This is a genomic window from Pseudomonas sp. MDT1-16 (assembly GCF_054898115.1).
In genome coordinates this window covers 4,013,942-4,027,826 of sequence record NZ_CM142717.1, presented here as the reverse complement: position 1 = coordinate 4,027,826, position 13,885 = coordinate 4,013,942, and the positions used below count along the sequence as shown (strand labels likewise).

Sequence of the window (13,885 nt, the reverse complement as noted above, 5' to 3'; positions counted from 1 at the left end):
GTACTTGTCATGGCCACTGCCGAAACGACAACACAAACCCCTGACAACGCTCAAGACACCAGCAACCCGCGCAAACGCAAAATCATGCTGGTAGTGTTGGCGATCGTGGTGATCCTCGGCGGTGTCGGCGTCTGGGGTTATCACGAATTCTACGGTCGCTGGAATGAAAGCACCGACGACGCCTATGTGAACGGCAACGTGGTGGAAATTACCCCGCTGGTCACGGGCACGGTGGTCAGCATCGGTGCCGACGATGGCGATCTGGTTCACGAAGGTCAGGTGCTAATCAACTTCGACCCGAACGACGCCCAAGTCGGTCTGCAAAGTGCCCAAGCCAATCTGGCCCGCACCGTGCGTCAGGTTCGCGGCTTGTACAGCAACGTCGACGGCATGAAAGCCCAGGTCAACGCTCAGCAGGCCGAAGTGCAAAAAGCTCAGGACAACTTCAATCGGCGGAAAAACCTCGCCGCTGGCGGGGCGATTTCCCAGGAAGAACTGTCCCACGCTCGCGACGACCTGACCTCGGCGCAAAACGCCCTGGCCAACGCCAGACAACAACTGAAAACCACCAGTGCGCTGGTCGATGACACCGTTGTGTCGTCGCACCCGGACGTGATGTCTGCCGCCGCGCAATTGCGTCAGGCCTACTTGAACAACTCCCGCAGCACCTTGATCGCGCCGGTCACCGGTTACGTCGCCAAACGCTCCGTACAACTGGGCCAACGCGTGCAGCCGGGCACCGCGCTGATGGCGGTCATTCCGCTGGATCAGCTGTGGATCGACGCCAACTTCAAGGAAACCCAACTGCGTGACATGCGCATCGGTCAACCGGTGGACATCGAAGCCGACCTGTACGGCAGCGACGTGAAGTTCAGCGGCACCATCGACAGCCTCGGCGCCGGTACTGGCAGCGCGTTTGCCTTGCTGCCCGCGCAGAACGCCACCGGTAACTGGATCAAGATCGTCCAGCGTGTGCCAGTGCGGATTCACATCAACGCCGAAGAACTGGCCAAGCACCCGTTGCGCGTCGGCCTGTCGACTCAGGTCGATGTGAACCTGCGTGACCAGAGCGGTCCGGTGCTGGCGCAACAGCCGCCGCAAAAGGCCTCGTTCAGCACCAACGTTTACGACCATCAGTTGGCCGAGGCCGACGCGATGATCACTCAATTGATCCACGACAACAGCGCCGCGGTCAGCAAAACCGTTCAACGCTGATTCGCCAATCCCTCAGCGGCGCCCGTTAAAAGGCGCCGCGCCAGCCCAGTTTTAAAGGATTTGCGATGAGTAATAACGCGTCTTTCACGCCGCCCAGCCTGCTGCTCAGCACCCTCGGATTGTCGCTGGCGACCTTCATGCAGGTGCTCGACACCACCATCGCCAACGTGGCGCTGCCGACGATTTCCGGCAACCTGGGCGTGAGTTCGGAGCAGGGCACCTGGGTGATTACTTCATTCGCCGTCAGCAACGCGATTGCGCTGCCATTGACCGGTTGGCTCAGTCGGCGCTTTGGTGAGGTGAAGCTGTTTCTCTGGGCGACAGTCCTGTTCGTGCTCGCCTCGTTTCTCTGCGGTATCTCGACTTCGATGCCGGAGCTGATTGGCTTCCGCGTGCTGCAAGGTCTGGTGGCAGGTCCCCTGTACCCGATGACTCAAACGCTGCTGATTGCCATCTATCCGCCCGCGAGGCGCGGCATGGCCCTGGCGTTGCTGGCGATGGTCACGGTGGTCGCGCCGATTGCAGGTCCCATCCTCGGCGGATGGATTACCGACAGTTACAGCTGGCCGTGGATCTTCTTTATTAACGTGCCGATCGGTGTTTTCGCGGTGATGGTGGTGCGTTCGCAGCTCAAGGCGCGGCCGGTGGAAACCAGCTACCAGCCGATGGATTACGTCGGTTTGATCACGCTGATCATTGGCGTCGGCGCATTGCAGGTGATCCTCGACAAGGGCAACGACCTGGACTGGTTCGAGTCGAACTTCATCCTCATCGGCGCGGCCATTTCGGTGATTGCACTGGCGGTGTTCGTGATCTGGGAAATGACCGACAAACACCCGGTGGTCAATCTGCGGCTGTTCGCTTACCGCAACTTCCGCATCGGTACCCTTGTGTTGGTGCTGGGTTACGCCGGGTTCTTCGGGATCAACCTGATCCTGCCGCAATGGCTGCAAACCCAGATGGGTTACACGGCGACCTGGGCGGGGCTGGCGGTGGCGCCGATCGGGATTCTGCCGGTGTTGATGTCGCCGTTTGTCGGCAAGTACGCGCACAAGTTTGATCTGCGGCTGCTGGCTGGGTTGGCGTTTCTGGCGATCGGCCTGAGTTGCTTCATGCGCGCCGGATTTACCAATGAAGTGGACTTCCAGCACATCGCGCTGGTGCAGCTGTTCATGGGCATTGGTGTGGCGCTGTTCTTCATGCCGACCTTGAGCATTTTGATGTCGGACCTGCCGCCGAGCCAGATCGCCGACGGCGCGGGCCTGGCGACGTTTCTGCGAACCCTGGGCGGTAGTTTTGCGGCGTCATTGACGACGTGGATCTGGATTCGCCGGGCGGATCAGCATCATGCCTATATGAGCGAAAGCATCAGCACTTATGAACCCGCGACCCGCGAGGCGCTGAATGCGCTGGGCGGTGCGAGCAACCCGGCGTATGCGCAGCTGGATCATGTGCTGACCAGTCAGGCGTACATGCTCTCCACCGTGGATTACTTCACGTTGCTGGGGTGGGGGTTTATGGGGTTAATCCTGCTGGTGTGGCTGGCGAAACCGCCGTTTGCGGCGAAGGCCGGGCCCGCGGCCTCCGGCCATTAAGCGAATCCTTGTAGGAGCGAGGCTTGCCCGCGAAGGCGTCGTATCATTCAACATTGATGTCGACTGATACAACGCCTTCGCGGGCAAGCCTTGCTCCTACTGGAATCTCATTCAACGGTTGAGCGCGGGGTTCCGAAATCAAACGGCGCCAACGCAAACCCTTGCTCATCCACCTGCAACGCCCACCCCTGACGATCCCAATCTCCCAGCACAATCCGCTTGGCCGCCTGTTCGCCAATCTGCAACTTGTGAATGGCCGGGCGATGGGTATGCCCATGGATCAGGGTTTTCACGCCAAAGGCCTGCATGATCCGCGGCACTTCTTCCGGTGTGACATCAACAATGTCATTGGCCTTCATCCGCGTCTGCGCACGGCTTTCACTGCGTAGCTTGCGCGCCAGTTTGTGGCGAGTCCGCAAGGGCAAGTGGCGCAGGATGAACAAGGTGATGGGGTTACGCAGATAACGACGCAGCTTCATATAAGCCTCGTCGCGGGTGCACAGGCTGTCGCCGTGCATCAACAGTACCGGCTCACCGTAAAACTGCACGACACTCGGGTCCTTCAACAACGTACAGCCGGCCTGTTTGCAGAAGGCCTGGCCGAGCATGAAGTCGCGATTGCCGTGCATCAGAAAAATGGCCGTGCCGCTGTCGCTGAGTTCGCGCAGGGCCTGGCAGATGGAACGCTGAAAGGGCGTCATGGCATCGTCGCCAATCCACGCCTCGAAAAAGTCGCCCAGGATGTACAACGCACTCGCCGAGCGGGCGCGTCCGGCGAGCAAATCCAGAAACGCCCGGCTGATGTCCGGGCGCTCCTCTTCCAGATGTAAGTCTGAAATCAGCAGTATCACTCAATGATCTCGGCTTTCTCGATGATCACGTCTTCTGCAGGTACGTCCTGGTGGCCGGATTTCATGGTGGTGGAAACACCTTTGATCTTGTCCACTACGTCGGTGCCGGCAACAACTTTGGCGAATACCGCGTAGCCCCAGCCCTGAGTGGTCTTGGCGCTGTGGTTCAGGAAGCTGTTGTCAGCGACGTTGATGAAGAACTGGGCGGAAGCCGAATGCGGTTCCATGGTGCGAGCCATGGCCACGGTGTACTTCTCGTTCGGCAGGCCGTTGTCGGCTTCGTTCTGGATGCTTGGGCGCTTGTCTTTCTTTTCTTTCATGCCTGGCTCGAAACCGCCGCCCTGGATCATGAAGTTACCGATGACACGGTGGAAAACAGTGTTTTCGTAGTGACCGGCGTTGACGTACTCGATGAAGTTGGCAACGGTCAGCGGTGCCTTTTCAGCGTTCAGTTCCAGGACGATGTCGCCATGGTTGGTGGTCAATTTGACTTGGGTCATGATTGGGGACTCTTTTCAGGAGATGCGTTTTCTGGGAATTCGTGGGTTTCGGGCTTTGAAGCCCTCAACCGGTCCGGCCAATTTTGGCCAAGGTGCGCAGTTTAGCGTGCCGGGCGCCAATTTCGAGGCTGTTTTTCATTTGCATCCGATTAAATGCAGGCGTTTTTTGGCCTGCTCTGTCAGCGGCTTGACAGCATCGGCTATGATAAGCCCCTTTGATTTAACCGCCGCTTTGATTTGGCCTACTGGCCGCGCACTTGTACGTTCAAGGATCCTATGAGCAAGCCCACTGTCGACCCTACCTCGAATTCCAAGACCGGCCCTGCCGTGCCGGTCAATTTCCTGCGCCCGATCATCCAGGCGGACCTGGACTCGGGTAAGCACACGCAGATCGTCACCCGTTTCCCGCCTGAGCCCAACGGCTACCTGCACATCGGTCACGCCAAGTCGATTTGCGTGAACTTCGGTCTGGCCCAGGAATTTGGCGGCGTCACGCACCTGCGTTTCGACGACACCAACCCGGCCAAGGAAGACCAGGAATACATCGACGCGATCGAAAGCGACGTCAAATGGCTGGGCTTCGAATGGTCCGGTGAAGTGCGCTACGCATCGCAGTATTTCGACCAGTTGCATGACTGGGCCGTTGAACTGATCAAGGCCGGCAAGGCCTACGTCGATGACCTGAGCCCCGAACAGGCCAAGGAATACCGTGGCAGCCTGACCGAGCCGGGCAAGAACAGCCCGTTCCGCGACCGCTCCGTGGAAGAAAACCTCGACTGGTTCGCCCGTATGAAGGCCGGCGAATTCAAGGATGGCGCACGCGTGCTGCGGGCCAGGATCGACATGGCCTCGCCGAACATGAACCTGCGCGACCCGATCATGTATCGCATCCGCCACGCTCACCACCATCAGACCGGCGACAAGTGGTGCATCTACCCGAACTACGACTTCACCCATGGTCAGTCGGACGCCATCGAAGGCATCACCCACTCGATCTGCACCCTGGAGTTCGAAAGCCACCGTCCTCTGTACGAGTGGTTCCTCGAGAACCTGCCCGTGCCGGCGCAACCGCGTCAGTACGAGTTCAGCCGTCTGAACCTGAACTACACGATCACCAGCAAGCGCAAGCTCAAGCAACTGGTCGATGAAAAGCACGTTCTCGGTTGGGATGATCCTCGCATGTCCACGCTGTCCGGCTTCCGCCGCCGTGGCTACACGCCGAAATCGATCCGCAACTTCTGCGACATGATCGGCACCAACCGTTCCGACGGCGTGGTCGACTTCGGCATGCTGGAATTCAGCATCCGTGACGACCTCGACCACAGCGCCCCGCGCGCCATGTGTGTATTACGTCCGCTGAAAGTCGTGATCACCAACTACCCGGAAGACCAAGTCGAGAACCTCGAATTGGCGTGCCACCCGAAAGAAGACATGGGCGTGCGCGTTCTGCCGTTCGCCCGTGAGATCTACATCGACCGTGAAGACTTCATGGAAGAGCCGCCAAAAGGCTACAAACGCCTGGAGCCGAATGGCGAAGTGCGCCTGCGCGGCAGCTACGTGATCCGTGCCGACGAAGCGATCAAGGACGCCGATGGCAACATCGTCGAACTGCGTTGCTCCTACGATCCGGAAACACTCGGCAAGAACCCTGAAGGCCGCAAGGTCAAAGGCGTCGTGCACTGGGTGCCGGCCGCTGCCAGCGTCGAGTGCGAAGTGCGTCTGTACGATCGCCTGTTCCGTTCGGCCAACCCTGAGAAGGCTGAAGACAGCGCCAGTTTCCTGGACAACATCAACCCTGACTCGCTGCAAGTCCTCACCGGTTGTCGTGCCGAGCCTTCGCTGGGCAATGCACAGCCGGAAGACCGTTTCCAGTTCGAGCGCGAAGGTTACTTCTGCGCGGATATCAAGGACTCGAAACCAGGTTCTCCGGTCTTCAACCGTACCGTGACCCTGCGCGATTCGTGGGGCCAGTGATTCAGCGTTAAGGAGCACTCAGTGCTTACGATCTACAACACGCTCACCAAGAGCAAAGAAGTATTCAAGCCGCTGGATGGCAACAATGTGCGCATGTACGTCTGCGGGATGACCGTGTACGACTACTGCCACATTGGCCACGGCCGCAGCATGGTTGCGTTCGACCTGGTGACCCGCTGGTTGCGGTTCAGCGGTTACAACCTGACCTACGTGCGCAACATCACCGACATTGAAGACAAGATCATCAATCGGGCCAAAGAGAACGGCGAGCCATTCGACGTGCTGACCGAGCGCATGATCACCGCGATGCACGAGGACGAGGCGCGCCTCAACATCCTCAAGCCGGACATGGAACCGCGGGCCACCGATCATATCCCTGGCATGCTGAGCATGATCCAGACCTTGATCGACAAGGGTTACGCCTACGCCCCGGGCAATGGCGACGTGTACTACCGCGTCGCCAAGTTCATGGGCTACGGCAAGCTGTCGCGCAAGAAAATCGAAGACCTGCGCATCGGCGCGCGGATCGAAGTCGACGAGTCGAAACAGGACCCGCTGGACTTCGTTCTGTGGAAAGGCGCCAAGCCGGGTGAGCCGAGCTGGCCTTCGCCGTGGGGCGATGGGCGTCCGGGTTGGCACATCGAGTGCTCGGTGATGTCCACCTGCTGCCTCGGCGAGACGTTCGACATTCATGGCGGCGGCAGCGACCTTGAGTTCCCGCACCACGAAAACGAAATCGCCCAGAGCGAAGCGGCCACCGGCAAGACCTACGCCAACGCGTGGATGCATTGCGGCATGATTCGCATCAATGGCGAGAAGATGTCCAAGTCCTTGAACAACTTCTTCACCATTCGCGACGTGCTGGAAAAGTACCACCCGGAAGTCGTGCGTTACCTGCTGGTGTCGAGCCACTACCGCAGCGCGATCAACTACTCGGAAGACAACCTCAAGGACGCCAAAGGCGCACTCGAGCGTTTCTACCACGCGCTGAAAGGCCTGCCAAAGGTGGCGCCGGCCGGTGGCGAAGCGTTCGTCGAGCGTTTCACCCAGGTGATGAACGACGACTTCGGTACGCCGGAAGCCTGCGCGGTGCTGTTCGAGATGGTTCGCGAGATCAACCGTTTGCGTGAGAGCGATCTTGATGCGGCGGCAGGTTTGGCGGCGCGCTTGAAGGAATTGGCGAGTGTGCTGGGTGTGTTGCAGCTCGACGCTGAGGACTTCCTGCAGGCCGGTGCCGAAGGGCGGGTTGATGCGGCTGAGGTTGATGCGCTGATTGCTGCGCGTCTGGCGGCTCGTGCTGGTAAAGACTGGGCTGAGTCCGACCGTATCCGCGACCAGCTCACCGCCATGGGCGTAGTGCTGGAAGACGGGAAGGGTGGGACGACCTGGCGTCTGGCTGACTGATCGCTGCGTTTGCTACAAACAAAACCCGCCTTGTGCGGGTTTTTGTTTTTGAGGAGGGCAAGTGTAGCGGTGCCCCGGCTGACGCCTTCGCGGGCAAGCCTCGCTCCTACAGAGGCTGCGTCGTTCGCCGATATTGTGAACAACGCGGTCCCGTAGGAGCGAGGCTTGCCCGCGAATGTTCTCAAACCCAACACCGCCAGAGCGGATCGCTCGTCACTCGGCCTGGCGTAGCCGCTTGTAAAGAGTATTTCGGCTAACCCCGAGCCGCCGGGCCAAATGGGAGATATTGCCTCCGGCCGCCTGCAACTGCCGATTCAAATCCTCGGCATCATTCAAATCCACCGCCAGCGGCTCCGGCGAATCCACCGGCTCCATCTCCAGATCCACAAAAAAATCATCCGGCAAATGCTCCGGCCGCACCGGCTGCTCCTCGGCCATGGCCAACGCTACCTGCATCACGCTGCTGACCTGCCTTAGATTCCCCGGCCACGGATGACGGCTGAACAACTCCAGCACTTCTCGGCTCAGCCCGGCCCACTGGCTCGGCTCACGGTGTTGCTCCCACAAGCGCTTGAACAGTGCTTGTTTATCGCTGCGTTCCCTTAGCGGCGGTAACTCCAGCGTCAAACCACCAATCCGGTAATAGAGATCTTCACGAAACCGCCCGAGCTGAACCTGCTCGCGTAACGAGCGGTTGGTTGCCGAGATGATGCGAATATCCACCGGGAACAACTCGCTACTGCCCACCGGTTGCACACAACGCTCCTGCAACACTCGCAGCAGTCGAGCCTGTGTCGGCAACGGCATGTCACCGATTTCATCAAGGAACAGGGTGCCTTTGTCAGCCTTGCGGATCAGTCCGATGCTGCCTTTCTGGTTGGCGCCGGTGAATGCGCCTTTTTCGTAGCCAAACAGCTCGGACTCCACCAAATCGGCGGGGATCGCTGCACAATTGACGGCGATGAACAGTTGTTTGTTCCGAGAGCTGGCTTGATGCAGGGCTTTGACGAAGACCTCCTTGCCAACCCCGGTTTCGCCGTGGATCAACAACGGAATGTCTTTTTCCAGCAAACGCTCAGCCTGGCGCACGGCTTTTTCCACGCGACTGTCACCAAAATGCAGGGTGTTCAGGCTGATCGCCGCCGGAGCCGAAACGGCAGGTTCGACAAACACCCGCGCCTGAATCACAGCCTGTTTCGGCCGTTTCAACAGGCACTGGAAGCGGTTGCGCCCCGAGGCTTGCAGGGCAAACGGCAGGCCGTCCGGCTGGTTCAGCAGTTCCAGCAAAGAGACTTTGAACAGGCTTTCGACGCTGACCCGTGACAGGCTGATGCCCAGCAGGTTGTCGGCCCGGCGATTAGCCGACAGCACCTGGCCGGTTTCATCGAAGATCAGCAACCCGGCCCATTGGCTGTCGAGGTTATTCAGCCCGGTGTTGAAGGTCAGCTGGAAATGCTGGCCATGGAACAGGTTGAGGATCAGCCGATTCTCCACGGTCTGGCTCATCATCTTGACCATGCCCAGGGTGTGCGACGGCGGCAGGTAGCTGTCGCTGGACACATCCAGCACCGCGATCACCTTGCGTTCGGCATCGAAAATCGGCGCGGCGGAACCGGTCATGAAACGGTTGGCCTTGAGGAAATGTTCATCGTGCTCGATGTGCACCGCCTGCTCGCAGGCCAGCGCGGTGCCGATCGCATTGGTGCCGCTGCACCGCTCCATCCAGCTGGCGCCGGCGCTGAAACCGCGGGTCAGGCTCGGCTCGATAAAGCGCTGAGTGCCCCAGGTTGTCAGCACCTGGCCTTGGTTGTCGGCGAGCATGATCAGGCAATTTGAGTTACTGAGGATGTTTTCGTAATACGGCAGGACTTCCTGGTGAGTGGTTTGCACCAGTGAATGCTGGTTCTCCAGCAATTGCGCGATGCCCTCGGCCGGCAGCTGATCGAACGCCGGCGTGCTCTGATGATTGAGGCCGAACGCGCGGCAACGGGACCAGGAGTCCTGGATGATGGCGTCGTGGGAGAGCGGCAAGGCGGGTGCGGCCATGGCAGTCGATCTCTGAGCATTATTATTTTTGTTATAAGTAACGCGATCCTGTAGCAGCTGCCGAAGGCTGCGTTCGACGACGCAGTCGTCGTAAAACGATTACGTGCGGTTTTCCTGATACACCGCTCCGCCTGATTTCACGACGACTGCGTCGTCGAACGCAGCCTTCGGCAGCTGCTACAAGGGCGTGCGCAATTCAGAATTTTCCGCAGTTAAAGCATCCGTAGAGTGTTGTTCACTATTGTTCAATGTCAACCGGCGGACTGTTCAATTGTTCAGTCACCGTTGTTCATTTCTGTTCAGCAACGAACGCGGTTGATCCTCCATTAGAAGGATTTTCAAGTCGGATCAACGGCTTGCAATTTCTGGCACGAATGTCGCTCTGTAGCTCCGGTCGCTTGACTCCAATAATAAAAAGGCCGAGCCATGTCATTAACCCTGGAGCACGTCAGCCGCACCGTCGAGGGCCAGACCTGGATCGACGATGCGTGCCTGAGTTTCGAAGCCGGATCCTTCAACGTTTTACTCGGGCGCACGCTGTCCGGCAAAACCAGTCTCATGCGCCTGATGGCCGGTCTGGACAAGCCCGACAGCGGCCGAATCCTGATGAACGGCGTCGACGTTACCCAGCGCCCGGTGCGTTTGCGCAACGTGTCGATGGTCTATCAGCAGTTCATCAACTACCCGACCATGACGGTGTTCGAAAACATCGCTTCGCCGTTGCGCCAGGGCGGTGTGTCCAATGAGCTGATTCAGAGCAAAGTGCTGGAAACCGCGAAGATGTTGCGCATCGAGAAGTTCCTCCAGCGCCATCCCCTCGAACTCTCCGGTGGTCAGCAACAGCGCACGGCGATGGCCCGGGCGCTGGTCAAGGACGCCGAGCTGATCCTGTTCGACGAGCCGCTGGTGAACCTCGACTACAAACTGCGCGAAGAACTGCGTCAGGAAATGCGCGAGCTGTTCAAGGCTCACCACACCATCGCCATCTACGCTACCACCGAACCCAATGAAGCCCTGGCCCTGGGCGGCACCACCACCATTCTTCACGAGGGCCGGGTGATTCAGAGCGGCAAGTCCTCCGAGGTTTATCACCAGCCGCAAACCGTGCTGGCGGCGGAGTTGTTCTCCGAGCCGCCGATCAACCTGATGCCGGGGCGTATCGCCGGCAACGAAGTCAGTTTCGCCAACTTCGTGCACTTCCCGCTGAACGTCGATCTGCGGCCGGTGGGCGAGGGCGAGTTCCGCTTTGGCGTACGGCCCAGCCATATTTCGCTGGTGCCGAGCAACGACGATGATCTGGAACTGGCGGTGACTGTCGAGGTGGCCGAGATCAGCGGTTCGGAAACCTTCCTCCATGTGCGCAACGAGCATTTCCTGTTGGTGCTGCACCTGCCGGGCGTCCACGAATACGACGTCGATGCGCCGATTCGCATCTATATCCCGACCCATAAACTGTTTGTGTTCGATAGGCAGGGGCGGCTGATCCAGGCGCCCGGTCGCCGTATCGCGAGGGTTGCCTGATGGCCGAAATTCGTTTGCAAAACCTCGCCCACAGTTACACCCGCACGCCGAGCGGCCCCGAGGATTACGCGATTCGCGAGATGGATCACGTCTGGGAACAGGGCGGTGCCTATGCCTTGCTCGGGCCATCGGGCTGCGGCAAGTCGACCTTGCTCAACATCATTTCCGGACTGCTCAGTCCGTCCCAGGGCCAAGTGCTGTTCGACAGCAAAGTGGTTAATGACCTGACCCCGGAGAAGCGCAACATCGCCCAGGTTTTCCAGTTTCCGGTGGTCTACGACACCATGACGGTGTTCGACAACCTGGCTTTTCCGCTGCGCAATCAGGGCATGGCCGAGGCGAAAATTCACAGCAAGGTGCAGGAAATCGCCGAAGTCCTCGACCTCCAGGCGTTGCTGAGCAAGAAGGCGCGCAACCTCACTGCGGATGAAAAGCAGAAAGTCTCCATGGGCCGTGGGTTGGTGCGCGATGACGTCTCGGCGATCCTGTTCGATGAACCGCTGACGGTGATCGACCCACACCTGAAGTGGAAGCTGCGGCGCAAGCTCAAGCAGATCCACGAGCAGTTCAACATCACCATGGTTTACGTCACCCACGATCAGCTCGAAGCCTCGACCTTCGCCGACAAGATCGCGGTGATGTACGGCGGGCAGATTGTGCAATTCGGTACGCCGCGAGAACTGTTCGAGCGACCGAGCCACACCTTTGTCGGCTATTTCATCGGCAGTCCGGGGATGAACCTGATCGAAGTTCAGCCGCAGCCAGGCGGTGTCGGTTTTGCATCGACCCATTTGCCGCTGTCGGACGCCCAACAGCAACGCATCGCCGAATCCGAGTGGCAGACCTTGAAGGTCGGTATCCGTCCGGAGTTCGTCCATGTGTGGGACGAACCCTTTGACGACGCGATGCAGGCGCAAGTCGTACACGTCGAAGACCTCGGGACCTACAAGATCATGACCCTGAACCTCGACGGTGCGCCGCTGAAAGTGCGCCTGGCCGAAGACAAGCCAGTGCCTGAGGGAACCGCCTACATCAGCTTCCCGGCCCAGTGGTTGATGGTGTATGCCGACGATTACCTGCTGGAGACGCAGCCATGAACAAGGTGCAGAACAACAAGGCCTGGTGGTTGGTGTTGCCGGTGTTTTTGCTGGTGGCGTTCAGTGCGGTGATCCCGATGATGACCGTGGTCAACTACTCGGTGCAGGACATCTTCGACCAGTCCAGCCGCTACTTTGTCGGCGCCGACTGGTACCGGCAAGTGCTGCTTGATCCGCGCCTGCATGACTCGTTGCTGCGCCAGTTCATCTACTCGGGCTGTGTGCTGCTGATCGAAATCCCGCTGGGTATCGCCATCGCCCTGACCATGCCGACCAAGGGCCGCTGGTCGTCGCTGGTGCTGATCATTCTGGCGATTCCATTGCTGATTCCGTGGAACGTGGTCGGCACCATTTGGCAGATCTTCGGTCGGGCCGACATTGGTTTGCTCGGCGCAAGCCTCAAGGCCATGGGCCTGAACTACAACTACGCGGCCAACACCATGGATGCCTGGGTCACGGTGCTGGTGATGGACGTCTGGCACTGGACGTCGTTGGTGGCGCTGTTGTGTTTCTCCGGTCTGCGGGCGATTCCAGACGTCTATTACCAGGCGGCACGGATTGATCGGGCGTCAAGCTGGGCAGTTTTCCGACACATCCAGTTGCCCAAGCTCAAGAGCGTTCTGCTGATCGCGGTGATGCTGCGCTTCATGGACAGTTTCATGATCTACACCGAGCCATTCGTGTTGACCGGTGGCGGGCCGGGTAATGCCACGACCTTCCTCAGTCAGACCCTGACGCAGATGGCGATCGGGCAGTTCGACCTCGGCCCGGCGGCGGCTTTCTCGCTGGTGTACTTCCTGATCATCCTGTTGGTGTCCTGGCTGTTCTACACCGCCATGACTCACTCTGACGCCAACCGCTGAGGTCCGCCATGAGCAAAAGAAAGCTGATCCCATTGCTGATCTACATCCTGTTCCTGCTGGTGCCGATCTACTGGTTGCTGAACATGTCCTTCAAGAGCAACACCGAAATCCTCAGTGGCTTGACCCTGTTTCCGCAGGATTTTACCTTCGCCAACTACAAGGTGATCTTCACCGATCCGGCCTGGTACACCGGTTACCTCAACTCGCTGTACTACGTGAGCCTTAACACGGTGATTTCGCTGAGCGTGGCATTGCCGGCGGCGTATGCGTTCTCGCGCTATCGGTTCCTCGGCGACAAGCACCTGTTCTTCTGGCTACTGACCAACCGCATGGCGCCACCGGCGGTGTTTTTGCTGCCGTTCTTCCAGTTGTATTCCTCGATTGGTTTGTTCGACACCCACATCGCTGTGGCCTTGGCCCACTGCCTGTTTAACGTGCCGCTGGCGGTGTGGATCCTCGAAGGTTTCATGTCCGGCGTGCCCAAGGAGATCGACGAAACCGCCTACATCGATGGCTACAGTTTCCCCAAGTTCTTCGTGAAGATTTTCGTCCCGCTGATTGGCTCCGGGATCGGTGTCACCGCATTTTTCTGCTTCATGTTTTCCTGGGTCGAACTGCTGCTCGCGCGAACGCTGACGTCGGTCAATGCCAAACCGATTGCGGCGGTGATGACGCGCACGGTCTCGGCGTCTGGCATTGACTGGGGCGTGCTGGCGGCGGCGGGGGTGTTGACCATCCTGCCGGGCATGCTGGTGATCTGGTTTGTTCGCAACCACGTGGCCAAGGGCTTTGCCCTGGGCCGGGTCTGAGGAGCTGATG

Annotated in this window: 11 protein-coding genes; 8 read left to right on the top strand and 3 right to left on the bottom strand. The window is 59.2% G+C overall.

The annotated features are described in order from the left end of the window. Window positions 1-9 precede the first annotated feature (9 nt). Both ACYZT3_RS18390 and ACYZT3_RS18385 read left to right on the top strand, forming a co-directional pair. Window positions 10-1,215, top strand: coding sequence for an HlyD family secretion protein (locus ACYZT3_RS18390; protein ID WP_462030428.1), 1,206 nt, complete (start codon window positions 10-12; stop codon window positions 1,213-1,215). A gap of 65 nt (window positions 1,216-1,280) precedes the next feature. After that, the gene (locus tag ACYZT3_RS18385) at window positions 1,281-2,810 is read left to right on the top strand and encodes a DHA2 family efflux MFS transporter permease subunit (protein ID WP_282376603.1); all 1,530 of its coding nucleotides are present in this window, start codon (window positions 1,281-1,283) and stop codon (window positions 2,808-2,810) included. A 107-nt stretch (window positions 2,811-2,917) separates the two neighbouring features. On the opposite strand, the gene lpxH is transcribed toward ACYZT3_RS18385, so the two are convergent. Beyond that, window positions 2,918-3,661, bottom strand: a complete 744-nt coding sequence (gene lpxH, locus ACYZT3_RS18380) for a UDP-2,3-diacylglucosamine diphosphatase (RefSeq protein ID WP_462030427.1) — start codon at window positions 3,659-3,661, stop codon at window positions 2,918-2,920. After that, window positions 3,658-4,161 (bottom strand): peptidylprolyl isomerase, encoded by a 504-nt coding sequence (locus ACYZT3_RS18375; protein WP_131062340.1) that lies wholly within the window; start codon window positions 4,159-4,161, stop codon window positions 3,658-3,660. The genes lpxH and ACYZT3_RS18375 overlap by 4 nt, the downstream gene beginning before the upstream one ends. Window positions 4,162-4,437: 276 nt before the next feature. Here ACYZT3_RS18375 and ACYZT3_RS18370 point away from each other — a divergent pair, with 276 nt between their 5' ends. After that, the gene (locus tag ACYZT3_RS18370) at window positions 4,438-6,135 is read left to right on the top strand and encodes a glutamine--tRNA ligase/YqeY domain fusion protein (RefSeq protein WP_282376606.1); all 1,698 of its coding nucleotides are present in this window, start codon (window positions 4,438-4,440) and stop codon (window positions 6,133-6,135) included. 21 nt (window positions 6,136-6,156) lie between these two features. Then, window positions 6,157-7,539: a cysteine--tRNA ligase gene (gene cysS, locus ACYZT3_RS18365; protein ID WP_462030426.1), complete on the top strand. Its 1,383-nt coding sequence runs from the start codon at window positions 6,157-6,159 to the stop codon at window positions 7,537-7,539. Between the two features lie 213 nt (window positions 7,540-7,752). On the opposite strand, the gene ACYZT3_RS18360 is transcribed toward cysS, so the two are convergent. Then, entirely contained in the window at window positions 7,753-9,585 is a 1,833-nt protein-coding gene (locus ACYZT3_RS18360) for a sigma-54-dependent Fis family transcriptional regulator (protein WP_282376611.1), read from the bottom strand. 426 nt (window positions 9,586-10,011) lie between these two features. Between ACYZT3_RS18360 and ACYZT3_RS18355 the strand changes: the two genes are divergently transcribed. From ACYZT3_RS18355 to ACYZT3_RS18340, 4 genes are read left to right on the top strand one after another with little or no spacing between them, the layout of a single operon-like run. Further along, window positions 10,012-11,106 carry an ABC transporter ATP-binding protein gene (locus ACYZT3_RS18355; RefSeq protein WP_282376612.1) on the top strand — a complete coding sequence of 365 codons (1,095 nt, stop codon included), beginning with the start codon at window positions 10,012-10,014 and terminating at the stop codon, window positions 11,104-11,106. After that, window positions 11,106-12,203 carry an ABC transporter ATP-binding protein gene (locus tag ACYZT3_RS18350; protein ID WP_462030425.1) on the top strand — a complete coding sequence of 366 codons (1,098 nt, stop codon included), beginning with the start codon at window positions 11,106-11,108 and terminating at the stop codon, window positions 12,201-12,203. The genes ACYZT3_RS18355 and ACYZT3_RS18350 overlap by 1 nt, the downstream gene beginning before the upstream one ends. Continuing rightward, complete coding sequence (locus tag ACYZT3_RS18345; RefSeq protein ID WP_282376614.1) at window positions 12,200-13,066, top strand: carbohydrate ABC transporter permease; 867 nt, start codon at window positions 12,200-12,202, stop codon at window positions 13,064-13,066. Before ACYZT3_RS18350 ends, ACYZT3_RS18345 begins: the two co-directional genes overlap by 4 nt. Before the next feature lie 8 nt (window positions 13,067-13,074). Then, complete coding sequence (locus ACYZT3_RS18340) at window positions 13,075-13,875, top strand: carbohydrate ABC transporter permease (protein WP_017339615.1); 801 nt, start codon at window positions 13,075-13,077, stop codon at window positions 13,873-13,875. Window positions 13,876-13,885 lie beyond the last annotated feature (10 nt).

Coding starts and splice junctions, on each gene's coding strand:
- ACYZT3_RS18385 (WP_282376603.1), top strand. CDS start 1,281: ATGAGTAATAACGCGTCTTTCACGCCGCCCAGCCTGCTGCTCAGCACC.
- ACYZT3_RS18340 (WP_017339615.1), top strand. CDS start 13,075: ATGAGCAAAAGAAAGCTGATCCCATTGCTGATCTACATCCTGTTCCTG.
- ACYZT3_RS18350 (WP_462030425.1), top strand. CDS start 11,106: ATGGCCGAAATTCGTTTGCAAAACCTCGCCCACAGTTACACCCGCACG.
- ACYZT3_RS18345 (WP_282376614.1), top strand. CDS start 12,200: ATGAACAAGGTGCAGAACAACAAGGCCTGGTGGTTGGTGTTGCCGGTG.
- ACYZT3_RS18360 (WP_282376611.1), bottom strand. CDS start 9,585: ATGGCCGCACCCGCCTTGCCGCTCTCCCACGACGCCATCATCCAGGAC.
- ACYZT3_RS18375 (WP_131062340.1), bottom strand. CDS start 4,161: ATGACCCAAGTCAAATTGACCACCAACCATGGCGACATCGTCCTGGAA.
- ACYZT3_RS18355 (WP_282376612.1), top strand. CDS start 10,012: ATGTCATTAACCCTGGAGCACGTCAGCCGCACCGTCGAGGGCCAGACC.
- ACYZT3_RS18390 (WP_462030428.1), top strand. CDS start 10: ATGGCCACTGCCGAAACGACAACACAAACCCCTGACAACGCTCAAGAC.
- ACYZT3_RS18370 (WP_282376606.1), top strand. CDS start 4,438: ATGAGCAAGCCCACTGTCGACCCTACCTCGAATTCCAAGACCGGCCCT.